Annotated in this window: 18 protein-coding genes; 16 read left to right on the top strand and 2 right to left on the bottom strand. The window is 66.3% G+C overall.

What is annotated here, in order from left to right; translation table 11 throughout:
* Nucleotides 1-3 precede the first annotated feature (3 nt).
* The 15 genes from rplE to AB3X07_RS17750 all read left to right on the top strand — a co-directional run bounded on the left by rplE (nt 4) and on the right by AB3X07_RS17750 (nt 9,421).
* Entirely contained in the window at nt 4-546 is a 543-nt protein-coding gene (rplE, locus tag AB3X07_RS17820) for a 50S ribosomal protein L5 (RefSeq protein ID WP_010341606.1), read from the top strand.
* A 108-nt stretch (nt 547-654) separates the two neighbouring features.
* Nucleotides 655-960: a 30S ribosomal protein S14 gene (rpsN, locus tag AB3X07_RS17815; protein WP_369940039.1), complete on the top strand. Its 306-nt coding sequence runs from the start codon at nt 655-657 to the stop codon at nt 958-960.
* Between the two features lie 255 nt (nt 961-1,215).
* A complete protein-coding gene (rpsH, locus tag AB3X07_RS17810; RefSeq protein ID WP_369940036.1) occupies nt 1,216-1,614 on the top strand; it encodes a 30S ribosomal protein S8 in 399 nt (132 codons plus the stop codon).
* Nucleotides 1,615-1,630: 16 nt separating this feature from the next.
* Entirely contained in the window at nt 1,631-2,158 is a 528-nt protein-coding gene (rplF, locus tag AB3X07_RS17805; RefSeq protein WP_369940035.1) for a 50S ribosomal protein L6, read from the top strand.
* Nucleotides 2,159-2,249: 91 nt separating this feature from the next.
* Complete coding sequence (gene rplR / locus AB3X07_RS17800) at nt 2,250-2,609, top strand: 50S ribosomal protein L18 (protein ID WP_267106055.1); 360 nt, start codon at nt 2,250-2,252, stop codon at nt 2,607-2,609.
* 154 nt (nt 2,610-2,763) lie between these two features.
* Nucleotides 2,764-3,309, top strand: a complete 546-nt coding sequence (rpsE, locus tag AB3X07_RS17795; RefSeq protein ID WP_104557639.1) for a 30S ribosomal protein S5 — start codon at nt 2,764-2,766, stop codon at nt 3,307-3,309.
* Nucleotides 3,302-3,493, top strand: coding sequence for a 50S ribosomal protein L30 (gene rpmD, locus AB3X07_RS17790; protein WP_005408214.1), 192 nt, complete (start codon nt 3,302-3,304; stop codon nt 3,491-3,493). The genes rpsE and rpmD overlap by 8 nt, the downstream gene beginning before the upstream one ends.
* 6 nt (nt 3,494-3,499) lie before the next feature.
* Nucleotides 3,500-3,943 (top strand): 50S ribosomal protein L15, encoded by a 444-nt coding sequence (gene rplO, locus AB3X07_RS17785; protein ID WP_369940034.1) that lies wholly within the window; start codon nt 3,500-3,502, stop codon nt 3,941-3,943.
* 7 nt (nt 3,944-3,950) lie between these two features.
* Nucleotides 3,951-5,321, top strand: a complete 1,371-nt coding sequence (secY, locus tag AB3X07_RS17780) for a preprotein translocase subunit SecY (protein ID WP_369940032.1) — start codon at nt 3,951-3,953, stop codon at nt 5,319-5,321.
* Nucleotides 5,322-5,660: 339 nt separating this feature from the next.
* On the top strand, nt 5,661-6,017 hold the full coding sequence (gene rpsM / locus AB3X07_RS17775) for a 30S ribosomal protein S13 (protein ID WP_160967083.1): 357 nt from the start codon (nt 5,661-5,663) through the stop codon (nt 6,015-6,017).
* Between the two features lie 9 nt (nt 6,018-6,026).
* Nucleotides 6,027-6,419: a 30S ribosomal protein S11 gene (rpsK, locus tag AB3X07_RS17770; protein ID WP_003470632.1), complete on the top strand. Its 393-nt coding sequence runs from the start codon at nt 6,027-6,029 to the stop codon at nt 6,417-6,419.
* A 14-nt stretch (nt 6,420-6,433) separates the two neighbouring features.
* Nucleotides 6,434-7,063 (top strand): 30S ribosomal protein S4, encoded by a 630-nt coding sequence (gene rpsD / locus AB3X07_RS17765; protein ID WP_010340454.1) that lies wholly within the window; start codon nt 6,434-6,436, stop codon nt 7,061-7,063.
* A gap of 50 nt (nt 7,064-7,113) precedes the next feature.
* Nucleotides 7,114-8,112 carry a DNA-directed RNA polymerase subunit alpha gene (locus tag AB3X07_RS17760; RefSeq protein ID WP_263397412.1) on the top strand — a complete coding sequence of 333 codons (999 nt, stop codon included), beginning with the start codon at nt 7,114-7,116 and terminating at the stop codon, nt 8,110-8,112.
* A gap of 198 nt (nt 8,113-8,310) precedes the next feature.
* Complete coding sequence (gene rplQ, locus AB3X07_RS17755; protein WP_010340456.1) at nt 8,311-8,694, top strand: 50S ribosomal protein L17; 384 nt, start codon at nt 8,311-8,313, stop codon at nt 8,692-8,694.
* A 214-nt stretch (nt 8,695-8,908) separates the two neighbouring features.
* Entirely contained in the window at nt 8,909-9,421 is a 513-nt protein-coding gene (locus AB3X07_RS17750; RefSeq protein WP_369940029.1) for a disulfide bond formation protein B, read from the top strand.
* 183 nt (nt 9,422-9,604) lie between these two features.
* Here AB3X07_RS17750 and AB3X07_RS17745 read toward each other — a convergent pair whose 3' ends face one another.
* Nucleotides 9,605-10,399: an alpha/beta hydrolase family protein gene (locus AB3X07_RS17745; protein WP_369940026.1), complete on the bottom strand. Its 795-nt coding sequence runs from the start codon at nt 10,397-10,399 to the stop codon at nt 9,605-9,607.
* Nucleotides 10,400-10,779: 380 nt separating this feature from the next.
* Complete coding sequence (locus AB3X07_RS17740) at nt 10,780-12,912, bottom strand: TonB-dependent receptor (RefSeq protein ID WP_369940024.1); 2,133 nt, start codon at nt 12,910-12,912, stop codon at nt 10,780-10,782.
* A gap of 216 nt (nt 12,913-13,128) precedes the next feature.
* Here AB3X07_RS17740 and AB3X07_RS17735 point away from each other — a divergent pair, with 216 nt between their 5' ends.
* Nucleotides 13,129-14,526, top strand: a complete 1,398-nt coding sequence (locus AB3X07_RS17735) for a class II 3-deoxy-7-phosphoheptulonate synthase (protein WP_369940022.1) — start codon at nt 13,129-13,131, stop codon at nt 14,524-14,526.
* The last annotated feature ends 52 nt before the right edge of the window (nt 14,527-14,578 follow it).

Below are 14,578 nucleotides of genomic sequence, written 5' to 3'. Positions count from 1 at the left end.
ACAATGACTTCCCGTCTCGAAAAGATCTACAAGGAAGAAGTGGTACCGGCTCTGATGAAGAAGTTCGGTTACACCAATCCGATGGAAGTGCCGAAGCTGGTCAAGGTCACGCTGAACATGGGCGTGGGCGAGGCGGCGACGAACAAGAAGATCCTGGAAAACGCCGTCGCCGACATGGCCAAGGTCTCCGGCCAGAAGCCGGTGGTGACCAAGTCGCGCATCTCGGTGGCGTCGTTCAAGATCCGCGATGGCTGGCCGATCGGCTGCAAGACCACGCTGCGTCGCGCCAAGATGTACGAGTTCCTGGACCGCCTGATCAACATCTCGCTGCCGCGCGTGCGCGACTTCCGCGGTGTGTCGGGGCGTTCGTTCGACGGCCGCGGCAACTTCAACATGGGCGTGAAGGAGCAGATCATCTTCCCGGAAATCGACTTCGACGCCGTCGACGCGATCCGCGGTATGGATATCGCCATCACCACCACCGCCAAGACCGACGCCGAAGCCAAGGCGCTGCTCGAAGCGTTCAAGTTCCCGTTCCGTAACTGATTGACGCCGGGATTCGGGATTCGGGATTCGGGAGGGAAGGGCGTCACGCCCGCCACCCCGGATTCCGCAGATCTCCAATCCCCAATCTCGAATCCCGAGGATTTACAGATGGCAAAGACCTCCATGGTCAACCGCGACATCAAGCGCAAGAAGCTGGCGAAGAAGTTCGCCGACAAGCGCGATGCGCTGAAGAAGATCATCGCCGCCGACAGCTCGTCCTACGACGAGAAGGCAGAGGCCGTGGTCAAACTGCAGAAGCTGCCGCGCGATTCGTCGCCGAGCCGCCAGCGTACCCGTTGCGAACTGTCCGGCCGCCCGCGTGGCGTGTACAGCAAGTTCGGCCTGGGCCGCAACATGCTGCGCAAGGCGACCATGAACGGCGACGTGCCGGGCCTGCGCAAGGCCAGCTGGTAATTCCAGCGGCGCCGGTCCCGTCCGCGGGGCCGGGCAGGGCGGTCCAAACCGCCCGCGTGTCGTTCAGACAACGAGTCCGACGCAAGTCGGACTTTTTGTCGTATACTCCCGCTCCTTGCCTGCTGGCAGGGACGGGTTATGGCGGTCGCCGCGGGTCTCTCCGGTTGTCGCGCGCTTCACCCCTGCGTCATTCCACAGCTCCACCACACAAGATTTTCGCGAAAGCGGATATCGGTGCACTCAAAGGTAGACACCATGAGCATGACTGATCCCATCGCCGACCTGCTGGTCCGCATCAAGAATGCGGCCGCGGTTGGCAAGCCGACGGTGAAGATGCCGTCCTCCAAGATCAAGGTTGCGATCGCGGAAGTGCTGAAGGCCGAAGGCTACATCAGCGATCTGCGCGTCAACGCGGTCGAGAACAACAAGTCCGAACTGGAAATCGTGCTGAAGTATTTCGAGGGCCGTCCGGTCATCGATACGCTCAAGCGCGTGTCCCGTTCGGGTCTGCGCCAGTATCGCGGCAAGACCGAACTGCCGAAGGTTCTCGGCGGTCTGGGCGTTGCCATCATTTCCACGTCCAAGGGCATCATGACCGATGCGCAGGCCCGTCAGGCCGGCGTCGGTGGCGAAGTCCTGTGCTTCGTGGCCTAAGGGAAGGAGCACTCACATGTCCCGCGTAGCCAAGAAGCCGATCTCCCTCCCGAAGGGCGTCGAACTGAATGTCCAGTCCGAGCTGGTGAGCGTCAAGGGCCCGAAGGGCACCCTGACCCTGCCGAAGCCGGCCGGCGTCGAAATCAAGCAGGAAAACGGTGTCGCCACGCTGTCGGCGAACGACCCGTCGCAGATCGCCATCACCGGCACCGTCCGCGCGATCCTGGCGAACATGGTGCACGGCGTGTCCGAAGGCTTCGAGCGCAAGCTCGAGCTGGTCGGCGTCGGCTACCGCGCCACGATGCAGGGCAAGGACCTGAGCCTGGCGCTCGGTTTCTCGCACCCGGTCGTGTTCAAGGCGCCGGAAGGCATCACCCTGGCCGCCCCGACTCAGACCGAGATCGTGGTGCAGGGCGCCGACAAGCAGCGCGTCGGCGAAGTCGCCGCCAAGATCCGCGGTTTCCGTCCGCCGGAGCCCTACAAGGGCAAGGGTGTGAAGTACGCCGGTGAAGTCATCATTCGCAAGGAAGCCAAGAAGGCGTAAGGCGGCTCCTTCTGCGAGGCGTCCGGTCTTTCATGGCCGGACGCGTCGATGCAAGAGCCTGTTCTCCTTCAGCTTCCGTAGGACACATACCATGAGCATCAACAAGAACATCGCCCGCCTGCGCCGCGCCAAGTCGACCCGTGCGCACATCCGCGAACTCGGCGTCGCCCGCCTGTCGGTGCTGCGCACCGGCCAGCACCTGTACGCGCAGGTCTTCACCGCCGACGGTTCCAAGGTGCTCGCCGCGGCGAACACCCTGCAGGCCGACGTCAAGGACGGCCTGAAGAACGGCAAGAACAGCGACGCCGCCGCCAAGGTGGGCAAGCTGATCGCCGAGCGCGCCAAGGCTGCAGGCATCGAGAAGGTCGCCTTCGACCGCTCGGGCTACCGCTACCACGGCCGCATCAAGGCGCTGGCCGACGCCGCGCGCGAAGGCGGCCTGCAGTTCTGATCCTTGCGGGTGCGGCGCTGCCGCGCCCGTCCTGCCGATGCGGGTGGCATCGGACCTTGGCGCGCCTTGTGCGCGCGTCCGGGGAACACGGCTCCAGTCAACAACTACAAGCGGCGTGCAAGCCGTAAATCTTTCAACTACCAAGGAACACACAATGGCTGAAGAACAGCGTGCACCGCGGGGTCGTGATCGCGACCGCAACCGCGAAGAGAAAGTCGACGACGGCATGATCGAGAAGCTGGTCGCGGTCAACCGCGTCAGCAAGACAGTCAAGGGCGGTCGCCAGTTCACCTTCACCGCGCTGACCGTGGTCGGCGACGGCAACGGCAAGATCGGTTTCGGTTACGGCAAGGCGCGCGAAGTGCCGGTCGCGATCCAGAAGTCGATGGAGTACGCGCGCAAGGGCATGCTCAACATCGATCTGAACAACGGCACCCTGTGGCACCCGGTGAAGTCGGGCCACGGCGCGGCGCGCGTGTTCATGATGCCGGCCTCCGAAGGTACCGGCGTGATCGCCGGCGGCGCCATGCGTGCCGTGCTGGAAGCGGTGGGCGTGAAGAACGTGCTGGCCAAGGCCGTCGGTTCGCGCAACCCGATCAACCTGGTGCGCGCCACGCTGCGCGGCCTGGAAGACATGCAGTCGCCGTCGCGCATCGCGGCCAAGCGCGGCAAGAAGGTGGAGGAACTCAACCATGGCTAATGAGTCCAACAAGACGGTGAAGGTGCGCCTGGTGCGCGGCCTTCGTGGTACCCAGTCGCGTCACCGCCTGTCGGTGCGTGCCCTGGGCCTGAACAAGCTCAACGATGTGCGCGAACTGAAGGACAGCCCGCAGGTGCGCGGCCTGATCAACAAGGTTCAGTACCTCGTCCAGGTTGAGGAGTAATCGACCATGACTTTGCATCTGAATGATCTGAAGCCCGCGCCGGGCGCCCGCACCGAGCGCACCCGCGTCGGCCGTGGCATCGGTTCCGGCCTGGGCAAGACCGCCGGCCGCGGCCACAAGGGTTCGTTCGCGCGCAAGGGCGGCGGCAAGATCAAGGCCGGCTTCGAAGGCGGCCAGACCCCCATGCAGCGCCGTCTGCCGAAGATCGGCTTCCGTTCGAAGATGGCCAAGGACACCGCCGAAGTGCTGTCCTACCAGCTCGACAACCTGCCGGCGGGCGAGATCGATTTCGCCGTGCTGCGCGCCGCGAAGCTGGTCCCGAGCACCGCGAAGAAGGCCAAGGTGGTCCTGAAGGGCGAACTGACCAAGAAGTTCGTGCTGAAGGGCGTCGCCGCGACCGCCGGTGCCAAGGCGGCAATCGAAGCTGCCGGCGGCAGCGTGCAGGAGTAACACGCAGATGGCGCAGGCTGGCATGGGGAATCTCGGCGGCGGGCTCGGCAAGTTCACGGAACTTCGCCAGCGCCTGTTGTTCGTTGTCGGCGCATTGATCGTCTACCGCATCGGCTGCTATGTGCCGGTGCCGGGCGTCAATCCCGAAGCCATGCTTGCGCTGATGCAGGCGCAGGGCGGCGGCATCGTGGACATGTTCAACATGTTCTCGGGCGGCGCCCTGCACCGTTTCAGCATTTTCGCGCTGAATGTGATGCCGTACATCTCGGCATCGATCGTGATCCAGCTGGCCACGCACATCTTCCCGTCGCTGAAGGCGATGCAGAAGGAAGGCGAATCGGGCCGGCGCAAGATCACCCAGTATTCGCGCATCGGCGCGGTGCTGCTGGCGGTGGTGCAGGGCGGCAGTATCGCGCTCGCGCTGCAGAACCAGACCGCACCGGGCGGCGCGCCGGTGGTGTACGCCCCCGGCATGGGCTTCGTGCTCACCGCGGTGATCGCGTTGACCGCCGGCACCATCTTCCTGATGTGGGTGGGCGAGCAGGTCACCGAGCGTGGCATCGGCAACGGCGTGTCGCTGATCATCTTCGCCGGTATCGTCGCCGGCCTGCCGGCTGCGGCGATCCAGACCGTGGAAGCCTACCGCGACGACAATCTCAGCTTCATCTCGCTGTTGCTGATCGTCTTGACCATCCTCGCCTTCACCCTGTTCGTGGTGTTCGTCGAGCGCGGGCAGCGGCGGATCACGGTGAACTACGCGCGCCGCCAGGGCGGTCGCAACGCGTACATGAACCAGACCTCGTTCCTGCCGCTGAAGCTCAACATGGCCGGCGTGATTCCGCCGATCTTCGCCTCGAGCATCCTCGCCTTCCCGGCGACGCTGTCGATGTGGTCGGGCCAGGCCGCGTCCAACAGCACCTTCGGCAGCTGGCTGCAGCGCATCGCCAACGCGCTGGGCCCGGGCGAGCCGGTGCACATGATCGTGTTCGCCGCGCTGATCATCGGCTTCGCCTTCTTCTACACGGCGCTGGTGTTCAACTCGCAGGAAACCGCCGACAACCTGAAGAAGTCCGGCGCGCTGATCCCGGGTATCCGTCCGGGCAAGGCCACCGCCGACTATGTCGACGGCGTGCTGACGCGCCTGACCGCGGCCGGCTCGCTGTATCTGGTGATCGTGTGCCTGCTGCCGGAAATCATGCGCACCCAGCTCGGCACCACGTTCCACTTCGGCGGGACCTCGCTGCTGATCGCGGTGGTGGTGGTGATGGACTTCATCGCGCAGATCCAGGCGCACCTGATGTCGCACCAGTACGAAAGCCTGTTGAAGAAGGCCAACCTCAAGGGTGGCTCGCGCGGCGGCGGTTTCGCCCGCGGTTGATTGCTATAATTTGACTTCCTTCGGTGAAGACGCCCCGGTTCCCGGGCGCAGTCTTCCCACTTGAAGGGCGGCCCATGCAGCGGTCTCGTGCGTGGGTGCGACGTGGTAGTCCTGCGCTGGAGTAGCGCGGGCGGCCGAGGTGGATCCTCACCCTGGCCAACGACGTCCGGCGCCGGAGCATGGGCACACTCCCCATGCCGGGCCTGCGGAACCGATAGGTTCCACGGGCTTCCATGTAACCCGAGACCTTGCTAGACTTACAAGTTCACTTTTTGATCCATCCTGCCGGATGGCGCCGTGGTGCGCCGTCGGGCTCTCACTCAGTTGGAGAACCGCGTCATGGCGCGTATTGCAGGCGTCAACCTGCCAGCCCAGAAGCACGTCTGGGTCGGGTTGCAAAGCATCTACGGCATCGGCCGTACCCGTTCGAAGAAGGTCTGCGAAGCCGCAGGCGTGACCTCGACCACCAAGATCCGCGACCTGTCCGAGCCGGAAATCGAGCGCCTGCGTCTCGAAGTCGGCAAGTACATCGTCGAAGGCGACCTGCGTCGCGAAATCGGCATCGCCATCAAGCGACTGATGGACCTGGGCTGCTACCGCGGCCTGCGTCATCGTCGTGGCCTGCCCCTGCGCGGTCAGCGCACCCGTACCAACGCCCGCACCCGCAAGGGCCCGCGCAAGGCGATCAGGAAGTAAGGGACCGACATGGCTAAGCCCGCAGCAGCAAAGACCAAGAAGAAGATCAAGCGCGTCGTCACCGACGGTGTCGCCCACGTCCACGCTTCGTTCAACAACACCATCGTGACCATCACCGACCGTCAGGGCAATGCGTTGTCCTGGGCGACCTCCGGTGGCGCCGGTTTCCGCGGTTCGCGCAAGTCCACGCCGTTCGCGGCGCAGGTGGCCGCCGAGAAGGCCGGGCGCGCTGCGCTCGACTACGGCGTGAAGTCGCTGGAAGTGCGCATCAAGGGCCCGGGTCCGGGTCGCGAGTCCGCCGTCCGTTCGTTGAACAACGTCGGATACAAGATCACCAACATCATCGACGTGACGCCGATCCCGCACAACGGGTGCCGTCCGCCGAAGAAGCGTCGCGTCTAAAGGAGCGATAAGAAATGGCTCGTTATATCGGTCCTACCTGTAAGCTCGCGCGCCGTGAAGGCGCCGATCTTTCCCTCAAGAGCCCGGCGCGTGCGCTGGACTCCAAGTGCAAGCTGGAGCAGAAGCCCGGCCAGCACGGCGCGACCGCCCGCAAGGGCAAGCTGTCCGACTACGCCACCCAGCTGCGCGAAAAGCAGAAGGTCAAGCGTATCTACGGTCTGCTGGAGCGTCAGTTCCGCAACTACTACAAGAAGGCCTCGACCAAGAAGGGCAACACCGGCGAGAACCTGCTGCAGCTGCTGGAAACCCGCCTGGACAACGTCGTCTACCGCATGGGCTTCGCCGTCACCCGTCCGGCCGCGCGCCAGCTGGTGTCGCACCGTGGCGTGCTGGTCAACGGCAAGTCGGTGAACCTGGCCTCGTACCAGGTCAAGGCCGGCGACGCGATCGCCCTGTCGGAAAAGGCGCAGAAGCAGCTTCGCGTGCAGGAAGCGCTGACCGTCGCCGAAACGCACGACCTGAACCCGTCGTGGGTCGAGGTCGATTCGAAGAAGTTCAGCGGCATCTTCAAGGCCGTGCCGGATCGTGCGGACCTGCCTGCCGACATCAACGAAGCGCTGATCGTCGAGTTGTATTCGAAGTAATCACATTGGAGAGCCTCCGGCAACGGAGGCTCGTCAGGAGAACCCGCAACATGACGGTTACCGCCAACCAGGTTCTGCGCCCCCGTGGGCCGCAGATCGAACGCCTTACCGATAACCGCGCCAAGGTCGTGATCGAGCCCTTGGAGCGTGGTTATGGGCATACGCTGGGCAATGCCCTGCGTCGCGTGCTGCTGTCCTCGATTCCCGGCTTCGCGATCACCGAAGTCGAGATCGACGGCGTGCTGCACGAGTACACCACGGTCGAAGGCCTGCAGGAAGACGTGCTGGAAGTCCTGCTCAACCTCAAGGACGTGGCCATCCGCATGCACACCGGCGACAGCGCCACGCTGTCGCTGTCCAAGCAGGGTCCGGGCGTCGTGACCGCTGCCGATATCAAGGTCGACCACAACGTCGAGATCCTCAACAACGACCATGTCATCTGCCACCTGACCAAGGATACGGCGATCAACATGCGTCTGAAGATCGAGCGCGGCTTCGGCTACCAGCCGGCCGCCGCGCGTCGCCGTCCGGACGAAGAGACCCGCACCATCGGCCGTCTGGTCCTGGACGCCTCGTTCTCGCCGGTCCGCCGCGTCGCCTATGCGGTCGAGTCGGCCCGCGTCGAGCAGCGCACCGATCTGGACAAGCTGGTCCTGGATATCGAAACCAACGGCACGATCGATGCCGAGGAAGCCGTGCGCACCGCCGCCGACATCCTCAGCGACCAGCTGTCGGTGTTCGGCGACTTCACCCATCGCGACCGTGGCGCGGCCAAGCCGGCCAGCAACGGCGTGGATCCGGTGCTGCTGCGTCCGATCGACGATCTGGAGCTGACCGTGCGTTCGGCCAACTGCCTGAAGGCCGAGAGCATCTACTACATCGGCGATCTGATCCAGAAGACCGAAGTGGAACTGCTCAAGACCCCGAACCTGGGCAAGAAGTCGCTCACCGAGATCAAGGAAGTGCTGGCCCAGCGTGGCCTGTCGCTCGGCATGAAGCTGGAGAACTGGCCGCCGGCCGGCGTCGCCCAGCACGGCATGCTCGGCTGAGTTTTGCGCATCCGGCCGGTGCCGCAAGGCATCGGCCGAATGTCGTGCGCTGCACACGTATCACCACGCCGACGGGTTGAAGCCCGCGGCGTCGCCCGGTCAGGGACGGCCGGCACGGACCATCCGCAGTCCACTTTCAACGCCAGGACGGCGACAGCGATCTCCAACAGTCACACTCTTCCATAGGAATCCCAACCCATGCGTCACCAGAAATCCGGCCGCAAGTTCAGCCGCACCAGCGCCCACCGCGAAGCGATGTTCAAGAACATGGCGGCGTCGCTGATCAAGCACGAGCTGATCAAGACCACCCTGCCCAAGGCCAAGGAGCTGCGCCGCGTCGCCGAGCCGCTGATCACCCTGGCCAAGGTCGACAACGTCGCCAACCGCCGTCTCGCCTTCGCGCGCCTGCGCGACAAGGAAGCCGTCGGCACCCTGTTCACCACGCTGGGCCCGCGCTACCAGGCGCGTCCGGGCGGTTACCTGCGCATCCTCAAGTGCGGCTTCCGCGCCGGCGACAATGCGCCGATGGCGTACGTCGAGCTGGTGGACCGCCCGGCCGTGGCCGAGGAAGTGGCCGAGTAATCGGTCCGCACCTGCAGTTCCAAAGAGCCCGGCATGTCCGGGCTTTTTGCTGTTTGGGGCCGGGATTGGGCCGTCGGGAGTCGGGATTGGTGGTGCGCGGCGGCGGTGCTGCCGGTGCCGCCGGCGTGGATGTCGGCCGGGATCGCCGCTGCGCATGGTGATGGAGCGCACGATCGCGGATAATGCGCGGATCGTCGATGCGAGTTCGAGTCCGATGAATCCGTTACGCTGGAGTTTCCGCGCGCAGTTCCTGCTCGGCTTTCTGATCTGCGCCGGCTTGCTGGGTTATGCGATCTTCGTGCAACTGCAACTGGGCATCGAGCCGTGCCCGCTGTGCATCTTCCAGCGCATCGCGTTCGCCGCGCTGGGCGTGCTGTTCCTGCTCGGCGCCTTGCACGGGCCGCGCAGCGCCGGCGGGCGCAAGCTCTATGGCGTCCTGGCGTTCCTGGCCGCGGCGGTGGGCGCCGGCATCTCCACCAAGCACGTGTCCGTGCAACTGTTCCCCGATCCGATGGCCTCGTGCGGCCCGCCGCTGAGCTTCCTGCGCGAGACGCTGGGGCCGTTCGAGGTGCTGCGCCGGGTACTGACCGGGACCGGCGACTGCGGCAACATCGATTGGCGTTTCCTCGGCCTGTCGATGCCGATGTGGTGCCTGATCTGCTTCGTGCTGCTGGCGCTGTTCGCGCTGTATGCGGGCTTCAAGAGCCGGCGGCGCACGCTGATCTGACCGTCTGCCGTCTGCGCGCCGATCGCCGGGCCTGATCGCGCCCGGCGACAGGGGCGCTGGGCGCCGGCGCGCTCGTGACGGGCGGCGCGCGAGTGCGCCGCCGCACACGGACGTTGCCCATCCGATCGGTCCAGCGTCTGGCTGTCCGCATCCGCTGGCGGTCCCGCATCCCGCCTGTCTGCCTCACTGCGCAGCGCTGGCCTGTGGCGGCGCCTGCGCGCTCGCAGCCTGCGGCATGACCTGGGCGAGGAACGCTGCCACCGGCCTGGCCCATACCGCCGGATCGGCCTGCGCGAAGGTCTTGTGGCCGTCGTCGCCGAATGGCGGCAGATCAACGAAGGCGACCGGCGGCGTCGAGCCGGCGCGGTAGGCCGCGTACATGCGGTGCGCCAGTTCGGGACGGAAGAAATGATCGTTCTTCGCGTACAGCCACAGCTGCGGCAGCGTATTGGCCGCGCCCAGCGTCTTTTCCGCATCCACCAGCCTGTCCTCGCCGGCGCAGATGACCTCCTTGCCATTGCTGCCGCGCCCGCCGGCGAAGCTGATGACGCCGAGGACGCCCGGCGGCGGCGCGTCGGCCAGCGCCACCGCGCCGAGGCCGCCGGCGGATTGGCCGACCACGACGATGCGCCGCGGGTCCACGTCGGGAAGGCGTGCGGCGGCGTCGACGATCGCCGTCTCGGCCGCCGCGATCTTGCGCCCGGCGACGACGAAATCGACGTCGCGGCAGTTGCCGGCGCCTTCCAGGTAGGTGCCGCTGGAGCTGCCGTAGCCGGGCCGCAGCGCCAGCACCACCATGTCGCCGCGAGAAACGAACCAGCGCGCGGCACGGGCGAAGCCGAGGCGGGTATCGGCGAGCTTGCGCTTGTCCGCGGGCGTGCCGTGGTGGATGACGATCAGCGGGAACGGGCCGGCGCCGGCCGGACGATAGATCCGTGCGGCGAGGTCGTAGTCGACGCCTTGCACGGTGACGGGCATTCGCACGTCGGTAATGCGGGCCGGCTGTGCGAACGCCGGCGCCGCGAGGGCGAGCGCGGCGGCTGCGAACGTGGCCGCGACTAGATGGTTGCGCATGGGAAGGACCTGGCCTGGACGGAGTGCGTGGCGACGCGTCGTGGCGGTTGGGGCGCGATCGGGCCTGCCGCAGGCGGCCTGCCGTCGCTGGGCGAGGCCGCGGCCACGACGCGGCACGCGGCTTCGTTGGGGAAATGGACGGGCTGCGGCAAGCCGCAGGCTCCGTCATTTCCTAAGCGTACGGCGACCTGCCGGCGGCGGACCCGGCGGCGTGTCGCTTCCCTTTCCAAGCCACGCTGCCTGCGGCGCACGACGCTACGCTGCAGGCCGTCGCCGGGGCTTCATCAGAAGTCCTGCTGCAGGCTCAGGTACACGCCGCGCCGCGGCGCCCACTGCGGCGCGAACACGCCGATGCCGCCGCCATCGCGCAACTGATAGCTGCGATCGAGCACGTTCATCACCGCCAACTGCGCGTGCAGCGGATGCGCGCTGAGCGCGAAGTCGTGGCCGGCGCTGAGGTTGAGCTGGAAGTGCGACGGCAACTCGCCCCCATTGGGAACCGTGTCGGTGTCGGTGCGCAGGCCGCTGCCGAACAGGTAGTTGGCACCGATCCGGCTGGCGTCGCCGATCGCATAGTTGATGCCGCCGGAGGAGGTGAACTTCTGGTCGTGGTCCAGGTGGATCCAGTTGTTGTCGACGTAGGCCAGCGCGTCGGGGTCGAAGTTGTACAGGCTGGTCATGACCCGCTTGCCCATCGCCTTGCTGTAGGCCGCGTTGAAGTAAGCGGTCACCGGGCCGTTGTCGTAGTCGGCGCTGAATTCCGCGCCGCGGATGCGGCCGTAGCGGTAGTTGAAGGTGGAATAGACGTAGGCGGCGCCGAATTGGCCTTCGTCCTGCAGGCGGTCGGCCTTGCGGTAGTAGGTGTCCAGGCCCAGGGTCAGGTGGTCGTTGACCACTTGCGAGATGCCCATGTCGTAGTAGTCGCTGCGCTCGCTCAGCGGGGTGGTCGCGCCGCCGGCGGTGGACTGCTGGTTGGTGGTGCCGTCGTAGAGGGCGATGTCGCTGGTGGAGATCAGTTCGCTGGCCGGCGGAGTGAAGTAACGCGCGTAGCCGGCATGCACGGTGGTGTCGGCGCTGGCCTGCCAGACCACGCCCAGGCGCGGGCTGAGCTGGCCTTCGGTGCTGCCGAAGGCCTTGTAGCGGTCGCCGCGCACGCCGTAGTTCACGGTCCAGTCGTCGCCGATCTTCCACTCGTCCTGCAGATACAGCGCATAGGTGCTGGCGTGGAAGCGGCTGCCGTCGGGGATGAGCAGCGGCACGTTGCTGGTCTGGTTGCCGTTGCCATCGGCGGGGAACACGTAGGAATCGTTGCTGGCGACGGCGTGTTCGAAGTTGCCGTACAGGCCGTAGCGCAGGGTGTGCGCGTCGCCGAGCGGGGTCGAGAAGTCGGCCTGCACGGTGTTGGCGCGGTTGCTGCGATCCACCTGCGAGGCGACGCCGTTGAAGATCAGGTCGCCGGCGACGTCGGGCGAGAACGCGACGCTGCTGTAGCGCTGTCCGGCCGACAGCTGGTAGCTGGTGGAGCCGAGCGAGCCCTGCAGCACCAGGGTGCCGAAGCGGGTGTTCTCGCGCTGGTTCTCGTCGAGCTGGGACGAGTCGAAGTCGGTGGTGCCCAGGTAGTCGTACTTGGGCGCCTGCCCTGGATTGTTCGGGATCTGGAAGCGGTTGTTGGCGTAGCCGACCAGCAGGCTGAGCCGGGTGTTCTCGTCGAGCAGATAGCTGAGATCGGCGAAGCCCTTGCCCTGGTGCGTCTTGTCGTGCTCGGGCGTGCGGCTGTCGACCGGATTCTCCATGCCGTTCTTGTTCTGTTCGTAGTCGCCGCTGACGAACCAGCTCCAGCGGCCGCTGCTGCCCCACCAGGAGGCGTTCGGGTTGAGCGTGCCGTAGGAGCCGCCGGTGAGGCCGACGCTGCCGCCGTTGCCCAGTTCCACGCCGCTCTTGGTGGTGATGTCCACCACCGCCGCGGTGCGGTCGCCGAACTGCGCCGGCAGCGCGCCATCGAGCAGCTTGATGCTCTTGATCGTGCGCGGGTCCAGGCTCTGGCCGAAGCCGGAGATGGATTCGGGGATCAGCACGCCGTTGATGCGGTACTGCAGGTTGGCGTGGTCGCCGCGCACGTGGATGCCGCCGTAGGAGTCCTGGACCACGCCCGGCGCCTGCAGCAGCACCTGGTTGAGCGGGGTGGAGGCGCCCAGCGGCAGGCGGTCGATGTCCTCGGCTGTGATCGCGTACTGGCTGCTGCCGATGTCCGGCGACAGCGCGTTGCGCGCGGCTTCGAGCTTGGCGGTGACGGTGACGGCATCCAGGTCGGTGGTGCGCTCGGGGCCGGCGGTGGCCGACGCCGCGTCGGCGAGCGCGAGACCGGGGGCGGCCAGCAGGGTCAGGGCGATGGCGGTGGAGAGGGGACGAGGCGTCATGGGTACGGACCGGTGAGGGGGATGAATTTGTTACTAAGTAACAATCTGCTTCCACAGAGGCGCTGACGTAGGTCGGAAGTCATGGCCGGCGGGGCGAGGTTGCTTGCCGTTCATGTCTGCGCGACCGACGCCCCGATGGGCGGCGTGCGCGACGCGTTAACGCTTTGCGTCGCGCTCAGGCTCTGCGAACATCGCAGACTGCCTAGGAGTCCTTTCATGAACCTGTCGTCCCCCACCGTCGCGCCCGTGTCCGATCCGTCGTCCTGGGCGCCTTCCAGTTGGCGCGACAAGCCTGCGCTGCAGATGCCTGTCTATCCGGACGCGCAGGCACTGGAGGCGGCGCTGGGCGAACTGCGCCATCTGCCGCCGCTGGTCACCTCGTGGGAAATCTTCGCGCTGAAGAAGCAACTGGCCGAGGCGCAGGAGGGCAAGCGTTTCCTGCTGCAGGGCGGCGACTGCGCGGAGAACTTCAGCGACTGCGAATCGGGCACGATCTCCAACCGGCTCAAGGTGCTGCTGCAGATGAGCCTGGTGCTGGTGCACGGGCTGTGCCTGCCGGTGGTGCGGGTGGGGCGCTACGCCGGCCAATACGCCAAGCCGCGCTCGGCCGATACCGAGACCCGCGATGGCGTCACCTTGCCCAGCTACCGCGGCGATGTGGTCAACGGCCCGGAGTTCACCGCGCAGGCGCGCGTGCCCGATCCGCGGCGCATGATCACCGCGCATTCGCGCTCGGCGATGACGATGAACTTCGTGCGCGCGCTGATCGACGGCGGCTTCGCCGACCTGCATCATCCGGAGTACTGGAACCTGAGCTGGGTCGGCTATTCGCCGCTGGCCGAGGATTACCAGAAGATGGTGGCCTCGATCGGCGACGCGGTGCGTTTCATGGAGACCCTGTCCGGCGCGCAGCTGTACAACCTCAACCGCGTCGATTTCTACACCTCGCATGAGGCGCTGCTGCTGCCGTACGAGGAAGCGCTGACCCGCGAGGTGCCGCGGCAGTGGGGCTGGTTCAACCTCAGCACGCACTATCCGTGGATCGGCATGCGCACCGCGGCGCTGGACGGCGCGCACGTGGAGTACTTCCGCGGCATCCGCAATCCGATCGCGATCAAGGTCGGGCCGTCGGCGCAGCCGGACCAGTTGCTGCGCCTGATCGACGTGCTCAATCCGGAGGACGAACCGGGCCGGCTGACCTTCATCCACCGCATGGGCGCGGCGCAGATCGCCGAGAAGCTGCCGCCGCTGCTGGACGCGGTGAAGCGCGATGGCCGCCGCGTGCTGTGGGTGTGCGATGCGATGCACGGCAACACCGAGAGCACCAGCAACGGCTACAAGACGCGCCGCTACGCCAACGTGCTCGGCGAGGTGGAGCAGTCGTTCGACATCCACGCCGCGGCCGGCACGCGGCTGGGCGGCGTGCACCTGGAGCTGACCGGCGAGGACGTCACCGAATGCACCGGCGGCGCGCGCGAACTCACCGAGCGCGACCTGGAGCGCGCCTACCGCTCCAGCGTGGACCCGCGCCTGAACTACGAGCAGTCGCTGGAGATCGCGCTGGCGATCGTGCGCAAGCAGAACGGACGCGCGCTGCCGCTGGCGACGGAGTGAACACTTGCCCCGCCGGAACGCGACGCCGGCGGCGTAGTTCCTGAGCAGCTAC

This window comes from Xanthomonas sp. DAR 35659, from assembly GCF_041242975.1.
In the GTDB taxonomy this organism is placed as follows: Bacteria; Pseudomonadota; Gammaproteobacteria; order Xanthomonadales; family Xanthomonadaceae; genus Xanthomonas_A; species Xanthomonas_A medicagonis.
The sequence above is the reverse complement of the archived record's forward strand: the minus strand, read 5'-3'. Positions and strand labels throughout refer to the sequence as shown.